Source organism: Escherichia sp. E2661 (genome assembly GCF_004745185.1).
Classification (GTDB): domain Bacteria; phylum Pseudomonadota; class Gammaproteobacteria; order Enterobacterales; family Enterobacteriaceae; genus Escherichia.
The window spans coordinates 41,752-58,898 of record NZ_PDIG01000038.1 but is presented as its reverse complement, the minus strand read 5'-3'; the positions used below and the strand labels follow the sequence as shown (position 1 = coordinate 58,898).

Genomic DNA, 17,147 nt, shown 5'->3' with positions numbered 1-17,147 from the left:
GGTTCCTTATGCTGGTAGCAGGTTATGTGTCGCCAGATCGGCGGCAATATCTTCCAGCCCGAGTCGATGAAGCGTTTCTCGCGTTGGACAACCAAGCTGTGGGTCCCAGCCCATTTCCTTGTAGAAAAGCGTGAGTGACTGGTGCATATCATCGCGGTCCATTTTGTCAGTACCTTCACTGAAGACCGGAATCTGCGGATCTTTATCAAATACCCAGGAGCAGATCAGGTCATGCTCATTACGCATATCTTTGGTTTGCATCAGTTTTACCGTGTAGGCACGATGTAACGTAAAGATACGCTCAGCAGCTAAATCTAATTTTTCCTGCGTCATATCTTCGCCAGTTATTGCTTTAAAGAATTTGGCTTCTAGCGCAAGGTCGCCACGATAATTGCGGCTTTTCAGTGGCGAAACGGTCATTGGCCAGACCCAGTTGCACAGGGTGACGGCGTTATGCAAACAAACCCGCAACAGCGACCATTTGGCATATTTAATTTTTGCGTCATTGATCGGCGTGTAGTTTTTGGTTTCATCGTAAGCATCTTCAGAGCCAAAAAGCTCTTTTGCCACTTCCCGCTGCAGTTTCAACGGCAAACCGGAGCCGATAAAGTTGATGTGCGTATGCGTCATACAGTCACGGTTGAACATGCAGTTAACAATAGAACCGACCTGCGCCGACGCTTCATTGGCATGGTGAACCGGATAACCAAACGGCGACCAGAGTTTATTTTTTGCGTAGCCCCAGTACTCTTCACCCAAATTCCAGCGTTCAGCAATGGCATACGAGCCATCAGCCAGATGACTCAACTCACCCACGCGGTGCGCCAGACGGTAGTAAAAATCTTTAATGAAATTAACGTCGCCAGCTTCCAGTTGATCCCAACGAATTTCCGCATACTCTTCAGCAGGCAGAACGCGCTTAAACACACCTTTGCTGTAACAATAGGTAAAGTCGCGATGCAACTGCCCGTAGTTACACCACAGCCCGTAGTCATCGAACAGATTCAGACCGACCAGATTACCAATTACCCGGCCATCATCTTTATCTTCAAAATCTTTCGGCCCGTTCGGGAAGATGGTGGTATGGACAAAGTTAGCGACACAGGTGTTACCACCTGTACTGGGTACACCAAACTCTTTAACCCGAGGAATGTTCATCTGGGTCATACAACGAATTGGGCATGAGTGGCAGCCACTCATTTTGACGGTGTATTTTTCTGCTGCCGGACCTAAGTCAAAGACGGATTTATAGGTGCGGAAACCGACCGTGTTCTGATTGCCTGGCGGGATTTCTCCTGTTTCAATCGGGCCGCCTTCCGCTGCCCCCCAAAACAGCCCTTTACGTGCCGTCCAGCGTGATTTGGGATCAGAGTACTCTGCCCACGATTGCGGCGTACTTGGCACGACATGATTGTTATTAGCGCCAATAAGTTCGGTCATCATATAGTCATTGAGCCGTTTCATCTCCTGGCGATCGGCAATGTTGACTCCTTTTGTCCCTTCAACCGCAATCGCTTTCAGGTTTTTGGAGCCCATTATTGCGCCAGTTCCCGCGCCGCCACTGTGGTTACGACTATTCAGCATGCCAGAGAGAGGCACAAGATTTTCACCTGCCTGACCAATAGCCGCTACACAGGTTTCAGGGCTGGTTAAACGGCAAATTTCTTCCGTGGTTGCACGCGTCCCTTTCCCCCACAAGAAATCGGCTTTCTCCAGGCTAACTTTGTCATCTTTTATATTTAGCCAGACCGGTGATTTCGCTTTACCCTCGATAATAATGACGTCGTACCCGGCGAATTTCATTTGTGCAGCAAAAAAGCCGCCCATATGGGCGTCGACGACTAAATTTCCTTTGGTAAATGTGGAAAGTGATGTGATATTTACGCGAGAACTACAGGGTGCACCAGATCCAGTTAATGGGCCGGTAGCAAAAACTAATTTATTTGCTTCATCGAAAGGTTTGGTGCCTGGCGGTACTTCGTCATACATAATTTTGTAGCCAAAGCCCATACCACCGACAAAATCTTTAAACTTACTGGAATCTTCGAGGGTAATATTTCCTGTCGTAAGATTGACTCTTAATATATTACCAGTCCAACCGTTAGCCATGATTTTTTCCTTTGCAAGATTCACACAGTAATATCTTTCCACTCGATAATTTTTAACGCCCCTGTCGGGCAGGCGTTTGCGCATTCACCGCACAACACACATTTCGAGGATTTTTTAGTTTCAGTATTTACGGTGGCCATCATCCACGGACACGCAGTGGTACAGGCGCTACAACCAATGCAACGTTTATGATCGACGGTTATACATCCCTCTTCCTGCTGCCAGGTAATTGCGCCAATCGGGCAGACCTTCAGGCATTGAGGATCTTTACACTGGCGACAGGTGTCGGCGGTATAATTCAGATCGCCGTATAAGCCGCCACCGGAACCTACGCCCTTGTCGCCAAAGAAATAATTACGATGGATTTTGATGCGGGAGAAAAAAGTACCAACGGCGCCATCGTTATAGTTGGTACAGGAGATTTCACAGCGGTGGCAGCCGGTGCAACGCGCACGCTGGGTAACTAACACGCCTTTGGGCGTGTTTATCAGCCCCACCGTGCCGCTATCGACATCTTCCTGTTTACAGCCCAAAAGTGACAATAACGCAGGGGCTATTGTTAAACCAGCAAGACCTTTTCCTGATATACGCAAGAACTCTAATCGCGTTAAGCCAATATCTAATAGTGGACGTTCAACCGGGTTCATTTATTTCGCATCCTCTTCGCAAACACAGTGCTGACAATTCAGCAGCCTGATATTAAGCATTCAACTAATACGCTGCTGACTATGCCTCCAACACCAGATATTTTTTGTCCTAACCCGATAGCGTATGAGACATGATTTAACGCAAGCAAACTAATCCTTTATGGTTAGGAGAAAAAATAATGTGATTATTCTTAGCCCTTAACATTGATCGTTATCAATTAAAAATGGAAAGCAGAAGATTAAAAGTGGAGTGATATTTGTTATCATTTGAAATGAATTTCATTTACTCCACAATAATTTGTGATATACATTCCAGAATATAGAAATAGTTAATTCGCTATAAAGTTAAATACATATCGCAATTAATATAGTTGCCTTACATCCATTTATAAAAATAAACTTACATGTGACGATATAATAAAACAGAGGGGATAAGGCGTTACGCGCTATCCCCGAACAATTATTTCACCAGTGCATTAATGACTGTTTCCATCGCCTGCTTTTCTAATTCGCTTCGTTGGATGCGTTTATTTGCTAATGCTGTACGCAGCACACCAGCGATGACGATGTGTTTTGGCTCCTGGCCCAGGTCACGCATCTCCAACACCACTTTCCCTACCACTCTGCACATTTCGCGGTACAGCTCATCATCTTTTGTCCGGTTGCCCATTATTCACACCCATTTATCATGCCAGTTATCAGCATATATCAATCTCATTACTTAAACAAAAAACAAACAAAATCAAACAAATAACTCGATAAATTATTATAATTGCATCTGTTGTGTCACGAGGGTATGCACTCTGTCTTTACTCCAGTCATCCTCTATCTTCCAACCATCGCCTTCCCTTTGCGCAAACAGCGATGATTTTGCGTAATCTGCTATCGAGGACGTTAAATCTTTGATAACAGTTTATTGTGTATATGCATGAATGTTTTTGAAACGCTGTTTTTGTTTTCCTTTTTGATTAAATTCAGCGTATAATCCGCGCCAATTGACTCTTGAATGGTTTCAGCACTTTGGACTGTAGAACTCAACGACTCAAAAACAGGCACTCACGTTGGGCTGAGACACAAGCACACATTCCTCTGCACGCTTTTTCGATGTCACCTATCCTTAGAGCGAGGCACCATCACTTTCGTAATACCGGATTCGCTTTCCGGCAGTGCGCCCAGAAAGCAAGTTTCTCCTATCCTTCTCAACTTAAAGACTAAGACTGTCATGAAAAAGACCAAAATTGTTTGCACCATCGGCCCAAAAACCGAATCTGAAGAGATGTTAGCTAAAATGCTGGACGCGGGCATGAACGTCATGCGTCTGAACTTCTCTCATGGTGACTATGCAGAACACGGTCAGCGCATTCAGAACCTGCGCAACGTGATGAGCAAAACCGGTAAAACTGCCGCTATCCTGCTCGATACCAAAGGTCCGGAAATCCGCACCATGAAACTGGAAGGCGGTAACGACGTTTCCCTGAAAGCAGGCCAGACCTTTACTTTCACCACTGACAAATCTGTTATCGGCAACAGCGAAATGGTTGCGGTAACTTATGAAGGTTTCACTACCGACCTGTCCGTCGGCAACACCGTACTGGTTGACGATGGTCTGATCGGTATGGAAGTTACCGCTATCGAAGGTAACAAAGTTATCTGTAAAGTACTGAACAACGGTGACCTGGGCGAGAACAAAGGTGTGAACCTGCCTGGCGTTTCCATCGCCCTGCCGGCACTGGCAGAAAAAGACAAACAGGACCTGATCTTCGGTTGCGAACAAGGCGTAGACTTTGTTGCTGCTTCCTTTATCCGTAAACGTTCTGACGTTGTCGAAATCCGTGAGCACCTGAAAGCGCACGGCGGCGAAAACATCCAAATCATCTCCAAAATCGAAAACCAGGAAGGCCTCAATAACTTCGACGAAATCCTCGAAGCATCTGATGGCATCATGGTTGCACGTGGCGACCTGGGTGTAGAAATTCCGGTTGAAGAAGTTATCTTCGCCCAGAAGATGATGATCGAAAAATGTATCCGTGCACGTAAAGTCGTTATCACTGCGACCCAGATGCTGGATTCCATGATCAAAAACCCACGTCCGACTCGCGCAGAAGCCGGTGACGTAGCCAACGCCATCCTCGACGGCACCGACGCAGTAATGCTGTCTGGTGAATCCGCAAAAGGTAAATATCCGCTGGAAGCTGTTTCTATCATGGCGACCATCTGTGAACGTACCGACCGCGTGATGAACAGCCGTCTCGAGTTCAACAACGACAACCGTAAACTGCGTATCACCGAAGCGGTTTGCCGTGGCGCAGTTGAAACTGCTGAAAAACTGGATGCTCCGCTGATCGTCGTAGCGACCCAGGGCGGTAAATCTGCTCGTGCAGTACGTAAATACTTCCCGGATGCAACCATTCTGGCGCTGACCACCAACGAAAAAACAGCTCATCAGCTGGTACTGAGCAAAGGCGTTGTACCGCAGCTGGTTAAAGAAATTACCTCTACTGATGATTTCTATCGTCTGGGTAAAGAACTGGCGCTGCAGAGCGGTCTGGCGCACAAAGGCGACGTCGTAGTCATGGTTTCTGGCGCGCTGGTACCGAGCGGCACGACTAACACCGCATCTGTTCACGTCCTGTAATATTGCTTTTGTGAATTAATTTGTATATCGAAGCGCCCTGATGGGCGCTTTTTTTATTTAATCGATAACCAGAAGCAATAAAAATCAAATCGGATTTCACTATATAATCTCACTTTATCTAAGATGAATCCGATGGAACCATCCTGTTTTCTCTCATTTTTTTTATCTAAAACCAAGCGTTCGATGTTTCTTTGAGCGAACGATCAAAAATAAGTGCCTTCCCATCAAAAAAAATATTCTCAACATAAAAAAACTTTGTGTAATACTTGTAACGCTACATGGAGATTAACTCAATCTAGAGGGTATTAATAATGAAAGCTACTAAACTGGTACTGGGCGCGGTAATCCTGGGTTCTACTCTGCTGGCAGGTTGCTCCAGCAACGCTAAAATCGATCAGCTGTCTTCTGACGTTCAGACTCTGAACGCTAAAGTTGACCAGCTGAGCAACGACGTGAACGCAATGCGTTCCGACGTTCAGGCTGCTAAAGATGACGCAGCTCGTGCTAACCAGCGTCTGGACAACATGGCTACTAAATACCGCAAGTAATAGTACCTGTGAAGTGAAAAATGGCGCACATTGTGCGCCATTTTTTTTGCCTGCTCATTACGCCTATTGCGTCGCGCGTAACATATTTCCTTGCTCTGGTTCACCATTCTGCGCTGACTCTACTGCAGACGCATTGCTGGCTACTGGAGTTGCTCCACTGCTTACCGCAACCGGATACCCTGCCCGACGATACAATGCTTTATCGACTAACTTCTGATCTACAGCCTTATTGTCTTTAAATTGCGTGAAGCCTGCAGGCAGTGCGTACGGCATTGTCTGAACGTTCTGCTGTTCTTCTGCCGATAGCGGTCGATGCACTTCAACATAACGCATCCCGTTCGGTTCTACAGAGTATTTTACCGGTTCGTTGATCACTCTTACCGGCGTTCCCGTTCTCACACTGGAGAACAGTGCTTTAATGTCCGGCGCGTTCATACGCATACAGCCTGAACTGACGCGCAAACCGACGCTGTCCGGCGCACTGGTGCCATGAATGAGGTATTCGCCGTTGCCGTGCGCCAGGCGCAGTGCGTAGCGTCCCAGAGGGTTATTCGGCCCGGCTGGAACAACTGGCGGTAATTTGATGCCTCGCTCCAGTGAACGCTGACGAATACCCGCCGTGGGCGTCCAGGTAGGATTGGGGATTTTCTGCCCTACCCGTGTTTCCATCACTGGCGTTTCCAGCCCCTGCAAGCCAATGCCTATCGGGTAGACCTGCACGATATTTTCTCCCGGCGGATAATAATAAAGACGCAGTTCCGCAAGGTTCACAATTATCCCCTGGCGCGGTGCATCAGGTAATAACAGTTGCGAAGGAATGGTTATTGTCGTGCCTGGTTTTGGCACCGGAGCAATTGTGTTATTGGCTTCAAGGATCAACATTGCCGCAGTATCAAAACGACGGGCAATAGCCTGAAGGTTTTTATCCCCCTCTTGCACCGTATAGGTTTGATTTTGCCCAACCAGTCGGCTTCCGGTTGGTGGGAGCGGGTAATCTACCGCCCAGGCTGCCTGAATGGCGCTGAAAGCGCCGATAAGAGTCAGTGTTAGTAAAGACGCGCGTTTCATTGTAAACCTCCTGTATTTGCCGGTGGCTCACGCTGAAACGACGGATGGCGCTTATGTTTACCTGAAACCGAAACACTCCTGTGCAGGCCAGTGTAAACATCGACCACCCGGCAAAGTGAGCCTACCGGATGAAAGCTGTTCCTTTAGTTTAGCTAAGTGCAGCGGCTTTGGCGCGAATTGCGCGAATCATCGCTTCCAGACCTTGTGAGCGTGATGGGGTGAGATGTTGGGTGAGCGCCATTTTTTCAAACCACGGGCGCACATCGAAATTGACAATATCCTGCGGCGTCATTTGATCGTAGAGAATAAAAACGACCGCAATAAGCCCTTTCACAATGGCCGCATCGCTGTCGCCCTGCAATTCAATAATTCCCTGCGCATTCTGGCGCATTACAATCCATACCTGACTCTGGCATCCCTGAATACTATTTTGCGGGCTTCTGTCTTCGTCGCGTAATTCTGGCAGACGCTGTCCCAGTTCAATAATGTAGAGATATTTCTCTTCCCAGTTGGTGCAGCGTAAAAAGTTACGCAGCAATTTTTCTTTATCCGGCAATACAGCCATAGAGCCTCCCTTTTACCCCAGTAGACGATGAATACGTTGCAATCCAGTTACCAGACGATCCACTTCTTCATGGGTGTTGTACATTGCCAGCGACGCCCGACACATCGCGGGGACGTTGTAATAGGCCATTAATGGCATTGCGCAGTGATGTCCGGTACGCACAGCAATACCGTAGTTATCAAGAAAACTGCCGACGTCATAGGCGTGGTGTTTACCGAGATTAAAGGCAATAACGCCAAGTCTGTCCGGCGGACCATAGAGAGTAAGATCCGGCACCGCAGCCAACTGCGACAATGCGTAATGCATCAGATTCTGTTCATACTCGGCAATGTTGTTAAGCCCCAGCGCCGAAACATACTCCAGCGCCGCGCCAAGGCCAATAATACCTCCGGTATTGGGCGTACCGGCTTCAAACCGCCACGGCGCTTTGGTCCAGGTAGTGCCTTCACTCAGGCTAACGGTGGCAATCATAGAACCGCCACCTTCCCACGGCGGCATCTCCTGCAACAAGGCTTCTTTGACATACAGCACGCCAATGCCGGTGGGACCATACAGTTTATGCCCGGAGAAAACGTAGAAATCGCAATCCAGTGCCTGAACATCCACCGGATGATGCATCACCGCCTGAGCGCCATCCACCAGCACTTTTGCGCCATGTTGGTGCGCAAGCGTGATCATCTCCGCCAGCGGATTTTCCGTCCCCAGCACGTTGGAGACATGGGTAATTGCCAGCAGGCGAGTTTTCTCGTCGAACAGATTGGGCAGTGTATCCAGTTGCAGTGTGCCGTCCGGGTTAAGCGGGATCACACGCAGCTCTGCGCCAACACGGGTGCAAAGCATTTGCCAGGGAACAATGTTAGCGTGGTGCTCCATCTGACTGATGATGATGTTATCGCCCGCCCGCACGTTGCTGTTGCCCCAGCTATTGGCGACCAGGTTAATCCCTTCCGTCGTGCCGCGGACGAACACCAGCTCTTCCGCCGAACGGGCATTAATAAACAGCGATGCCCGCTTGCGCACGTTCTCCATTTTCTCGGTCGCCTGGGCGCTTAAGGTATGAATACCGCGATGCACCGCGGCGTAACCGTGACGATAAAACTCGGCCTCGGCGTCAATCACCTGGCTCGGTTTCTGCGCACTGGCGGCGCTGTCGAGATAAGCCAGTGGCAGACCGTTCACCTCACGCGAAAGCACCGGAAAGTCGGCCCGCACTTTGTCGACGGAAAAAGTCATCTTGCACCTCCCGGCAGCCGTTGACCGATTCGGGCCAACACCTGCTGTTTGAGCCCATCATCACGCAATGCTTCCGTCAGTTCGGCGGCAAAGGCGTAGATAATCATCTGCTGGGCATCCTGTTGATTGATCCCGCGCGAGCGCAGATAGAACATCTGTTCGTTATCAATACGCCCCACCGTCGCACCGTGGCTGCATTTCACATCATCAGCATAGATTTCCAGCTGTGGTTTGGTATCCACTTCCGCCAGTTTACCCATCAGCAGATTATTGTTGGTCATCTGGCCGTCAGTCTTGATGGCGTGCTGCGCGACGTTGATCAAACCGTTAAACACCGCGCGACCTTTGTCGCTGACGATAGTTTTGTGCAGCTGGCGGCTATTGCAAAAACCTTTATTGTGTTCCAGCCAGGTGCGGGTATCACACACTTCGTTTTTCACCGGCATCGCCAGGCTATTGATGCGCAGCGTGCTGTTTTCGCCATTGAGTTGCGTACTGGTGTTGTGTCGTAACACGGCGCCGCCAAGCAGGAAACTGTGGCTAAATGCCGTGGCATCGTCTGCCAGCAGCAAGTCATTATGCGCAAAGTGGTGGCTGACCGGGTTTTCAAACGCCAGCTTGATATGCTGCAAGTGGGCGTTCGCTGCGACGTTGATAGTGAACCGTGCGCCGGTGAAATGACGAGCATCATTAAGACTGACAAAATGTTCAATCACCGTTGCTTCGGCACCTTCCGCCAGCTCCAGATGATGTCGGTAATGGGCAGTGTTGACCTCTTCACCTGCCACGCCCTGGGTAATATGCATTAACAGCAATGGCTTTGCCGGCCGTTGACCGCGCTTCACGGCAATATGCGTAACGCTTTGTGCCAGACTTTCCGTCAGATGCAGAAACACTTCCGCCTGAATAGCGTCAGGCAATCCCTGACGGTCGTCGTTAATGCTCACTTCATACCCGCTGCCTTCGGTTGCATCGCTCAGCGCGGGCACGTAACGTCCATCGACAAACACCAGCCGCACGGCGTCTAACGTTAACGCTAAGGCATCGCGTTGTTGCGGGGATATCTCACCCGCAATGCTGACAAACTGGCTATTGGTCAGCCCTTCCAGCGGCGTATATTTCCAGTGCTCATGTTTACGTGTCGGCAGGCCGGTACGCAGCAATTGTTGTAAATGCTGTTGTGCTTGCGGGGAACGTTTCGCCCCTTCAGCTTCAAACAAATGATGCCACTGTTGCAGCGCGTTACTGCTGTTCGGTAAGCCAGCCATAACCCTGCTCCTCCAGTTGTTTGACCAACGTGAAATCACCGGATTTCACAATTCGCCCCTGATACAGAACATGGACGTAATCAGGCTTGATGTAGTCAAGAATGCGTTGGTAGTGCGTAACAATGATGAATGAACGCTTGCCGTCACGCAGCGAGTTCACGCCATCGGCGACCACCTTTAATGCGTCGATATCGAGCCCGGAGTCCGACTCATCAAGAATGCACAGTTCCGGTTCCAGCACCGCCATTTGCAAAATATCGTTGCGCTTTTTCTCACCACCAGAAAAACCAACGTTGACCGAACGCGTGAGTAAATCTTCCGGCATCTTCAGGAGAGCAATTTTTTCTTCCATCAAATCCTGAAAATCAAAGCGGTCGAGCGTTTCCTGGCCGCGATAGCTGCGCACCGCATTAAGTGCCGTTTGCAGGAAAAACTGGTTACTGACGCCGGGAATTTCCACCGGATACTGGAAGGCCATAAAAATGCCTTCACCTGCACGATCTTCCGGCGACAGCGCAAGCAAATCTTTGCCTTTAAACTCAACCGTGCCGCCCGTCACTTCATAATCTTCGCGCCCGGCAAGCGTTGCCGATAAGGTACTTTTGCCAGAACCGTTTGGCCCCATAATGGCGTGAACTTCGCCGGGACGAACGTCGAGGCTTAATCCACGCAGGATAGCTTTATCTTCCACGCTGACGTGTAAATCTTTAATACTTAACATGTTTATTCCTTATCCGACGCTGTGTTCAAGACTGATGGCGAGGAGTTTTTGTGCTTCAACGGCAAATTCCAGCGGCAGTTCCGAGAACACGTCTTTGCAGAAGCCGTTAACAATCATCGAGATGGCGTCTTCTTCGCTGATCCCGCGTTGCAGGCAGTAAAACAGTTGATCTTCACCAATACGTGATGTCGTTGCCTCGTGCTCCAGTTGTGCGCTGTTATTGCGACATTCGACATACGGGAAGGTATGCGCCCCACAATTATCGCCAATCAGCATTGAGTCGCACTGAGTGAAATTGCGCGCATTGGTTGCCGTCGGCATAATTTTCACTAAGCCGCGATAACTGTTCTGGCTGTGTCCGGCAGAGATCCCTTTCGAGATAATGGTCGATTTGGTGTTTTTACCGATGTGGATCATCTTGGTGCCGGTATCCGCTTGCTGATGACCGCTGGTCAGTGCCACTGAGTAAAACTCACCAATGGAGTTATCGCCGCGCAGAATGCAGCTGGGATATTTCCACGTAATGGCTGAACCGGTTTCTGATTGCGTCCATGACATTTTGCTGTTTTCGCCTTCGCACAAAGCACGCTTGGTGACGAAGTTGAGAATACCGCCGGTGTTGTTATCGCCAGGGAACCAGTTTTGTACCGTGGAATATTTCACCTCGGCGTTTTTATGGATGATGACTTCCACCACCGCCGCGTGTAACTGATAGCTGTCACGCACCGGAGCGGAACAGCCTTCAATGTAGCTGACGTAGCTGTCTTCATCGGCCACCAGAATGGTGCGCTCAAACTGCCCGGTTTTTTCCGCGTTAATGCGGAAATAGGTGGAGAGCTCCATCGGGCAGCGCACGCCTTTAGGCACATAAATAAACGTACCGTCAGAGGCCACTGCCGCATTAAGCGCGGCAAAGAAGTTGTCATTCCCGGGTACCACAGTGCCGAGATATTTCTTCACCAGTTCTGGGTGATCGTGAATCGCCTCGCCAAAGGAACAGAAGATAATTCCCTGCTCCGCCAGTTTTTCGCGATAAGTGGTGGCAACCGAAACAGAGTCGAAAATGGCATCCACCGCCACCTCTTTGCCTTCCCGCACGGGAACGCCTAGCTGCTCAAACGCCGCCTCCACCTCTTTACTTAAAAAGGCGTTCGCGCCAGTTTGCTGCACCGCGCCGGGTTCAGACGCGCAGTTGTCGTCACAATTACCGCACGATGGTGCCGAGTAGTAGCTGTAATCCTGATAATTCAGCTTGTCGTAGTGCGCTTTCAGCCAGTGCGGCTCTTCCATCTCCAGCCATGCGCGGTAGGCGTTGAGACGAAACTCCAGCATCCACTCCGGCTCATTACGCTTCGCCGAAATTGCGCGCACCACCTCTTCGTTTATCCCCTTTGCCAGCTCATCGGTGGCTAACTGGGTGAAGAATCCTTCTTTATAATTCAGCGGGCCGCCGGTCCAGGTTTTGACATCGTCAGTTGCTTCAGTATTACGAGACATAGTACCGCCTATACCCCAAAGCTTTCGCCACAGCCACATTCATTCTGGGCTTTCGGGTTGTGAAATTTGAATATCTGATTGAGTCCTTCGCGAACGAAATCGACTTCCGTGCCATCAATAAACGGCATCGCTTGCAGCGGGACGAACAGCTTCGCGCCGTCACGTTCAAACAGCAGATCATCTTTCTCTGGCTCGCTGACGCTATCGAGCACATAGCCAAAGCCCGCGCAGCCTGTTTGTTTGACGCCTAAACGCACGCCAACCATGCCCGACTGCTTCGCGACTAACTCACGTATATGCGCCGCGGCTGCGGGTGTTAACGTTAAGCCTTGCCAGGCGAAATCCTGTGGATTAAACGTTCCTGAATGCATGTCCATCGATTTACCTCACTTCATCGCTTTCAGCGGATAACAGCATGTTAGTGATAATGATTATCAGTTCAACCCGGCAAACGCAGGGGCTTTCGCGTAAAACATGCTTTTTGCCTGTATTTAATAAGCATAGACCCTGATGAGAGGGTTAACAGGCATGCTAAGAATTAGGTATCTCATTGTTAGATAATGATTATTATCGAGTGGGTGTTAAGGCTGTGATGGAAAAGAAAAAGTTGTATCGAAAATGACTATTTAAGAGATAGGTAAAAAAAGTGGCGAGTTCTGAAATAAGAAAACCCTTAAGTCTGTGCATCACAGGCTTAAGGGTTTCTACCCCATCCGGCGCTTATCTCCGGCACTCAAAGTGGCTTAGCTCTTGAAGGGGCGATAAGAATAATCTCATAAGACTACGTCGCCGTTTTAACACAAACTGCGATTTGTATTATTTTTGAACAATATCAGGCAGGTAACAACGGGAGGGCGGTCAGAAAATAATCGTCAGACCTGGACAGATGTTAATCCAGGTCGATGGGCGTTCAGACTATGTTCAGTAGGGATTAATGCACGCCCAGACGCCAGGCGAAGTAGATTTCTTCTTTCAGTTCCGTAGACGAAAGAGTAAGCAGATCAGCAAATTCAAGTTCTAGTTGTTTCAGACGCTTGAGATATTGAGCGGGTGAAAGATTGCTTTGGTCACGGCGTAAAAATTCGATAGCCAGCTGGGTGGGATTAAGTTGAGTAGACATAGCATCCTCGCTTTAGACAAGACCTGCACAGTATACCACCGTTTACTGCGCAGATAATAACCAAAAGCAATATGCATCACACTTTTCTGGTGACAACGTCACAAAATGGCGGTCGTCAATCGTGATGAACAACACAAACGCCCGTTTTCATCGAATATTTCGATCTGCCAGACCTGATGCCGTGAACCGAGATGCAGCGGTTTACAAACGCCGCGTACCCGCCCTTCTCGTGCTGAGCGAACATGGTTAGCATTGATTTCCAGGCCAACCACTTTTTGCTCGCCTTCGGTACATAAATACCCGGCAACGGAACCGATACTTTCGGCCAGCACCACGGATGCACCTCCATGCAGTAACCCGAAAGGCTGCTTTGTCCGCGAGTCTACTGGCATTGTCGCTTCAAGGGTGTCATCACCAATATGTTCAAAGCGAATATCCAGCAACCCCACCATGTTTCCTTCACCCATGGCATTCAGTGCTTCAAGGGTGATTTTACGTTTCCATATCATTTAATAATCTCCAGTAATGCCTGCACGGGATGGCGTACCCCCGTCCCTTCAACCCGTTTAACCTGGCTGCGGCAAGAATACCCGGTCGCCAGACAGCGATTACGCGGTAGACGCTGCATTGCCTGATGCCAGGATAACTCATAGATCCCGAGCGAGTTTTTATGGTTTTTCGCCTCATGTCCGTAAGTCCCTGCCATGCCGCAGCAACCCACGCTGACATTTTCCAGTTTCGCGCCAAAACGGGCAAATATCGCGGCCCATTGTGCTGGCGCCCCCGGCAAGGCGGTAACTTCAGTACAGTGACCAAAGAAATACCATGATTCACCGCTGACTGCTGTCACTGGCTGTGACTGAAGCGCGCTTGCCAGCCATTCATTCGCCAGTAAGACGTTAAACTCGCCACGCGCCTCGCCCAGAGCCAGTTTATATTCATCGCGATAACAAAGTACCAGCGCCGGATCGACACCCACCATTGGCATCCCAAGTTTCGCCATACGGTTGAGAAAATCCGCCGTCTTTTTCGCCGTCTTCGCAAAACGATTAAGAAAGCCTTTGATATGCTGCGCTTTACCATTCGGTGAGAATGGCAACAGCACTGGCTGGAAACCTAATTTTTCGACCAGACGAACAAAATCCGCCACCACCTGCGCATCGTAATAACTGGTAAAAGGATCCTGCACTACCAGCACCGTGCGTGCTTTCTGTTCTGAACTGAGCGCTTCAAGCTGTTCCAGCGTCATGTTTGCCGAGCGATGCCCCACCATTTGTTGTTGCAGCGACGGCACTGAAAGCAGCGGCAAATCGACCATACCGATGTGTTTTTCCGAGAATTTGCGCACCAGCGGCTGGTTAATGAAGAAGTTAAAAGTCTTTGGCGCACGCGCCATCAGCGGTGCGTAACTTTCGACCGTTGCCACCAGATGATCGCGCAATGGGCGTAGATAGCGCGTGTGATAGAGTTGCAAGAAACGAGAGCGAAACTCCGGTACGTCAATTTTGATCGGACACTGAGTCGAACACGCTTTACAGGCCAGGCAGCCCGACATTGCCTCTTTGACTTCGTGCGAGAAGTCATATTCGCCTTTATTTGCATGCCAGCTATTGCGCATACGGGCAATTAACGTGCGCAAGCTGACGCCAGACTCTGGTAGCTCTTGCTCCAGTTTTAGAGGGTCAACGCCGCGATCCGCCAGCAAACGTAACCATTCACGCACCAGTGTTGCACGCCCTTTCGGTGAATGAATGCGGTTCTGAGTTATCTTCATTGACGGACACATCGGGCTGCGGGCATCAAAGTTGAAGCACAAACCGTTGCCATTGCATTCCATAGCGCCGCGCCACTGCTGGCGTACCGCGATGGGGATTTGTCGGTCATACGTGCCACGCTTTACCGCGTCCACTTTCATCATTGGCGCGTCAATACCTTCTGGTGGGCAGATTTTCCCTGGATTTAGTCGGTTATGCGGATCAAACGCCGCTTTAACCTTACGCAGTTCTGCGAAAAGCTCCTCACCGAAAAACGCTGGACTGTATTCGGCACGAAAACCTTTTCCGTGCTCGCCCCATAACAAGCCACCGTATTTTGCAGTCAGCGCCACCACGTCATCAGAGATTTGCTTCATCAACATCTCTTGTTGCGGATCGCACATATCCAGCGCCGGACGGACGTGCAAAACACCAGCGTCGACGTGGCCAAACATACCGTAGCTTAAGCCGTGGCTGTCGAGCAGTGCGCGAAATTCAGCAATATAATCTGCCAGATGTTCCGGCGGCACGCAGGTATCTTCGGCAAATGGAATCGGTTTGGCGGCTCCTTTGGCATTGCCGAGCAGGCCGACGGCTTTTTTTCGCATTGCATAAATACGCTCAACACCTGCCAGCTCACTGCACACCTGCCAGCCGATCACCCCTGCCTGCTGGGTGGCAATCAGTTCATCCAGCCGCGCACAGAGTGAATTTACCCGCTCGTCAATCAGCGCCTCATCATCTCCGGCAAATTCAACAATGTTCAGCCCGAGCATCTCTTTGTCTGGCACATTGGTAATCAGTTCGCTGACGGAATGCCAGACAATATCTTCCCGCGCCAGATTCAGCACTTTTGAGTCCACCGTCTCTACCGAAAGCGCACGCGCCTCAACCATAAACGGCGCATTACGTAGCGCGGAGTCAAAAGAGTCATATTTGACGTTCACCAGACGGCGCACTTTAGGCAAGCGCGCAATATCCAGCCGCGCTTCGGTAATAAAGGCCAGCGTCCCTTCTGATCCGGTCAGAATGCGCGTCAGGTCGAACTCGGTCATTTCATCGTTAAAGACATGGCGCAGATCGTAACCGGTAAGAAAACGGTTAAGTTTGGGGAATTTGTCGATGATTAACTGGCGTTGCTGGCGGCAACGTTGATAGACAGTGTTGTAGATCCGCCCGATAGCGGTATTGGTTTTACCCAACGTTTCAGCAAGTTCGACGGGTAAAGGTTGGGTATCGAGAATATCCCCCACCACAACAACACCGCCCCGCACGCCCAACACGTGATCTGACGTTTTCCCATAGACCAGCGATCCCTGGCCAGAAGCATCAGTATTAATCATCCCGCCGAGCGTTGCCCGGTTACTGGTCGAAAGTTCTGGCGCAAAAAAGTAGCCAAATGGTTTCAGGTACTGATTCAGTTGATCTTTAATCACCCCAGCTTCAACGCGCACCCAGCCCTCTTCAGGGTTAATTTCGATGATGCGGTTCATATGGCGGGACATATCAACAATAATCCCCTGGTTGAGCGCCTGACCGTTAGTGCCGGTGCCGCCGCCGCGGGGGGTAAAGATCAGCGATGTATAGCGTTCCTGGGCGGCAAGACGGGCGATCAGCGCCACATCTGCGGTTGAACGCGGAAATACCACCGCATCGGGGAGAAGTTGGTAAATACTGTTGTCGGTCGACATTGTCAGACGATCGGCATAACTTGTCGCCGTATCGCCGGTAAAACCTTGTTGCTCCAGCTCTTGCAAAAAATTAAGCACCAGTTGAACGACGCCGGGTGCCTGGGAAATCTGTGGAATCATTATATTGACCCTTTCCTGCGGTCTGTGATGTAGGTCGATACACTGTTCTTTCAGGCTGCTGCAATAGCGCACTGAAAGGTGATGTTTGTTTACTCTATGGATTTCGAGTTGCAGGAAGGCGGCAAGCGAGTGAACTCCAGGAGCTTACAAAAGTAAGTGACTGGGGTGAAC

Annotated in this window: 16 protein-coding genes; 3 read left to right on the top strand and 13 right to left on the bottom strand. The window is 49.9% G+C overall.

The window, feature by feature from the left end; genetic code table 11:
* Window positions 1–6: 6 nt before the first annotated feature.
* The 3 genes from CRI63_RS21050 to fumD form a co-directional block, all read right to left on the bottom strand.
* Window positions 7–2,109 carry an aldehyde ferredoxin oxidoreductase gene (locus tag CRI63_RS21050; RefSeq protein WP_130224705.1) on the bottom strand — a complete coding sequence of 701 codons (2,103 nt, stop codon included), beginning with the start codon at window positions 2,107–2,109 and terminating at the stop codon, window positions 7–9.
* A gap of 20 nt (window positions 2,110–2,129) precedes the next feature.
* On the bottom strand, window positions 2,130–2,756 hold the full coding sequence (locus CRI63_RS21045) for a ferredoxin-like protein (protein ID WP_130208224.1): 627 nt from the start codon (window positions 2,754–2,756) through the stop codon (window positions 2,130–2,132).
* 460 nt (window positions 2,757–3,216) lie between these two features.
* Window positions 3,217–3,426, bottom strand: a complete 210-nt coding sequence (gene fumD / locus CRI63_RS21040; protein ID WP_000528337.1) for a fumarate hydratase FumD — start codon at window positions 3,424–3,426, stop codon at window positions 3,217–3,219.
* Window positions 3,427–3,776: 350 nt separating this feature from the next.
* Between fumD and CRI63_RS24770 the strand changes: the two genes are divergently transcribed.
* The 3 genes from CRI63_RS24770 to lpp all read left to right on the top strand — a co-directional run bounded on the left by CRI63_RS24770 (window position 3,777) and on the right by lpp (window position 5,939).
* Entirely contained in the window at window positions 3,777–3,971 is a 195-nt protein-coding gene (locus CRI63_RS24770) for a hypothetical protein (RefSeq protein WP_242664678.1), read from the top strand.
* Between the two features lie 7 nt (window positions 3,972–3,978).
* Entirely contained in the window at window positions 3,979–5,391 is a 1,413-nt protein-coding gene (pykF, locus tag CRI63_RS21035) for a pyruvate kinase PykF (RefSeq protein WP_064530058.1), read from the top strand.
* 311 nt (window positions 5,392–5,702) lie between these two features.
* Window positions 5,703–5,939 carry a murein lipoprotein Lpp gene (gene lpp, locus CRI63_RS21030; protein ID WP_000648420.1) on the top strand — a complete coding sequence of 79 codons (237 nt, stop codon included), beginning with the start codon at window positions 5,703–5,705 and terminating at the stop codon, window positions 5,937–5,939.
* 63 nt (window positions 5,940–6,002) lie between these two features.
* Here the strand turns inward: lpp and ldtE are convergent, their stop codons facing one another.
* The 10 genes from ldtE to CRI63_RS20980 form a co-directional block, all read right to left on the bottom strand.
* Window positions 6,003–7,007 carry a L,D-transpeptidase LdtE gene (ldtE, locus tag CRI63_RS21025; RefSeq protein ID WP_130208226.1) on the bottom strand — a complete coding sequence of 335 codons (1,005 nt, stop codon included), beginning with the start codon at window positions 7,005–7,007 and terminating at the stop codon, window positions 6,003–6,005.
* A 148-nt stretch (window positions 7,008–7,155) separates the two neighbouring features.
* Window positions 7,156–7,572, bottom strand: coding sequence for a cysteine desulfuration protein SufE (sufE, locus tag CRI63_RS21020; protein WP_000279741.1), 417 nt, complete (start codon window positions 7,570–7,572; stop codon window positions 7,156–7,158).
* Window positions 7,573–7,584: 12 nt separating this feature from the next.
* Window positions 7,585–8,805 carry a cysteine desulfurase SufS gene (sufS, locus tag CRI63_RS21015; protein WP_135520677.1) on the bottom strand — a complete coding sequence of 407 codons (1,221 nt, stop codon included), beginning with the start codon at window positions 8,803–8,805 and terminating at the stop codon, window positions 7,585–7,587.
* On the bottom strand, window positions 8,802–10,073 hold the full coding sequence (gene sufD / locus CRI63_RS21010) for a Fe-S cluster assembly protein SufD (RefSeq protein ID WP_135520675.1): 1,272 nt from the start codon (window positions 10,071–10,073) through the stop codon (window positions 8,802–8,804). The genes sufS and sufD overlap by 4 nt, the downstream gene beginning before the upstream one ends.
* Window positions 10,048–10,794, bottom strand: coding sequence for a Fe-S cluster assembly ATPase SufC (gene sufC, locus CRI63_RS21005; RefSeq protein WP_000948872.1), 747 nt, complete (start codon window positions 10,792–10,794; stop codon window positions 10,048–10,050). The genes sufD and sufC overlap by 26 nt, the downstream gene beginning before the upstream one ends.
* Before the next feature lie 9 nt (window positions 10,795–10,803).
* The gene (gene sufB, locus CRI63_RS21000) at window positions 10,804–12,291 is read right to left on the bottom strand and encodes a Fe-S cluster assembly protein SufB (RefSeq protein ID WP_135520673.1); all 1,488 of its coding nucleotides are present in this window, start codon (window positions 12,289–12,291) and stop codon (window positions 10,804–10,806) included.
* A gap of 8 nt (window positions 12,292–12,299) precedes the next feature.
* Window positions 12,300–12,668: a Fe-S cluster assembly scaffold SufA gene (sufA, locus tag CRI63_RS20995; RefSeq protein WP_135405843.1), complete on the bottom strand. Its 369-nt coding sequence runs from the start codon at window positions 12,666–12,668 to the stop codon at window positions 12,300–12,302.
* Between the two features lie 554 nt (window positions 12,669–13,222).
* On the bottom strand, window positions 13,223–13,411 hold the full coding sequence (locus CRI63_RS20990) for a YdiH family protein (RefSeq protein WP_088376204.1): 189 nt from the start codon (window positions 13,409–13,411) through the stop codon (window positions 13,223–13,225).
* Window positions 13,412–13,509: 98 nt separating this feature from the next.
* Complete coding sequence (gene menI / locus CRI63_RS20985; protein WP_130257778.1) at window positions 13,510–13,920, bottom strand: 1,4-dihydroxy-2-naphthoyl-CoA hydrolase; 411 nt, start codon at window positions 13,918–13,920, stop codon at window positions 13,510–13,512.
* Window positions 13,917–16,976: an FAD-binding and (Fe-S)-binding domain-containing protein gene (locus tag CRI63_RS20980; protein WP_135520671.1), complete on the bottom strand. Its 3,060-nt coding sequence runs from the start codon at window positions 16,974–16,976 to the stop codon at window positions 13,917–13,919. The genes menI and CRI63_RS20980 overlap by 4 nt, the downstream gene beginning before the upstream one ends.
* Window positions 16,977–17,147: the final 171 nt, after the last annotated feature.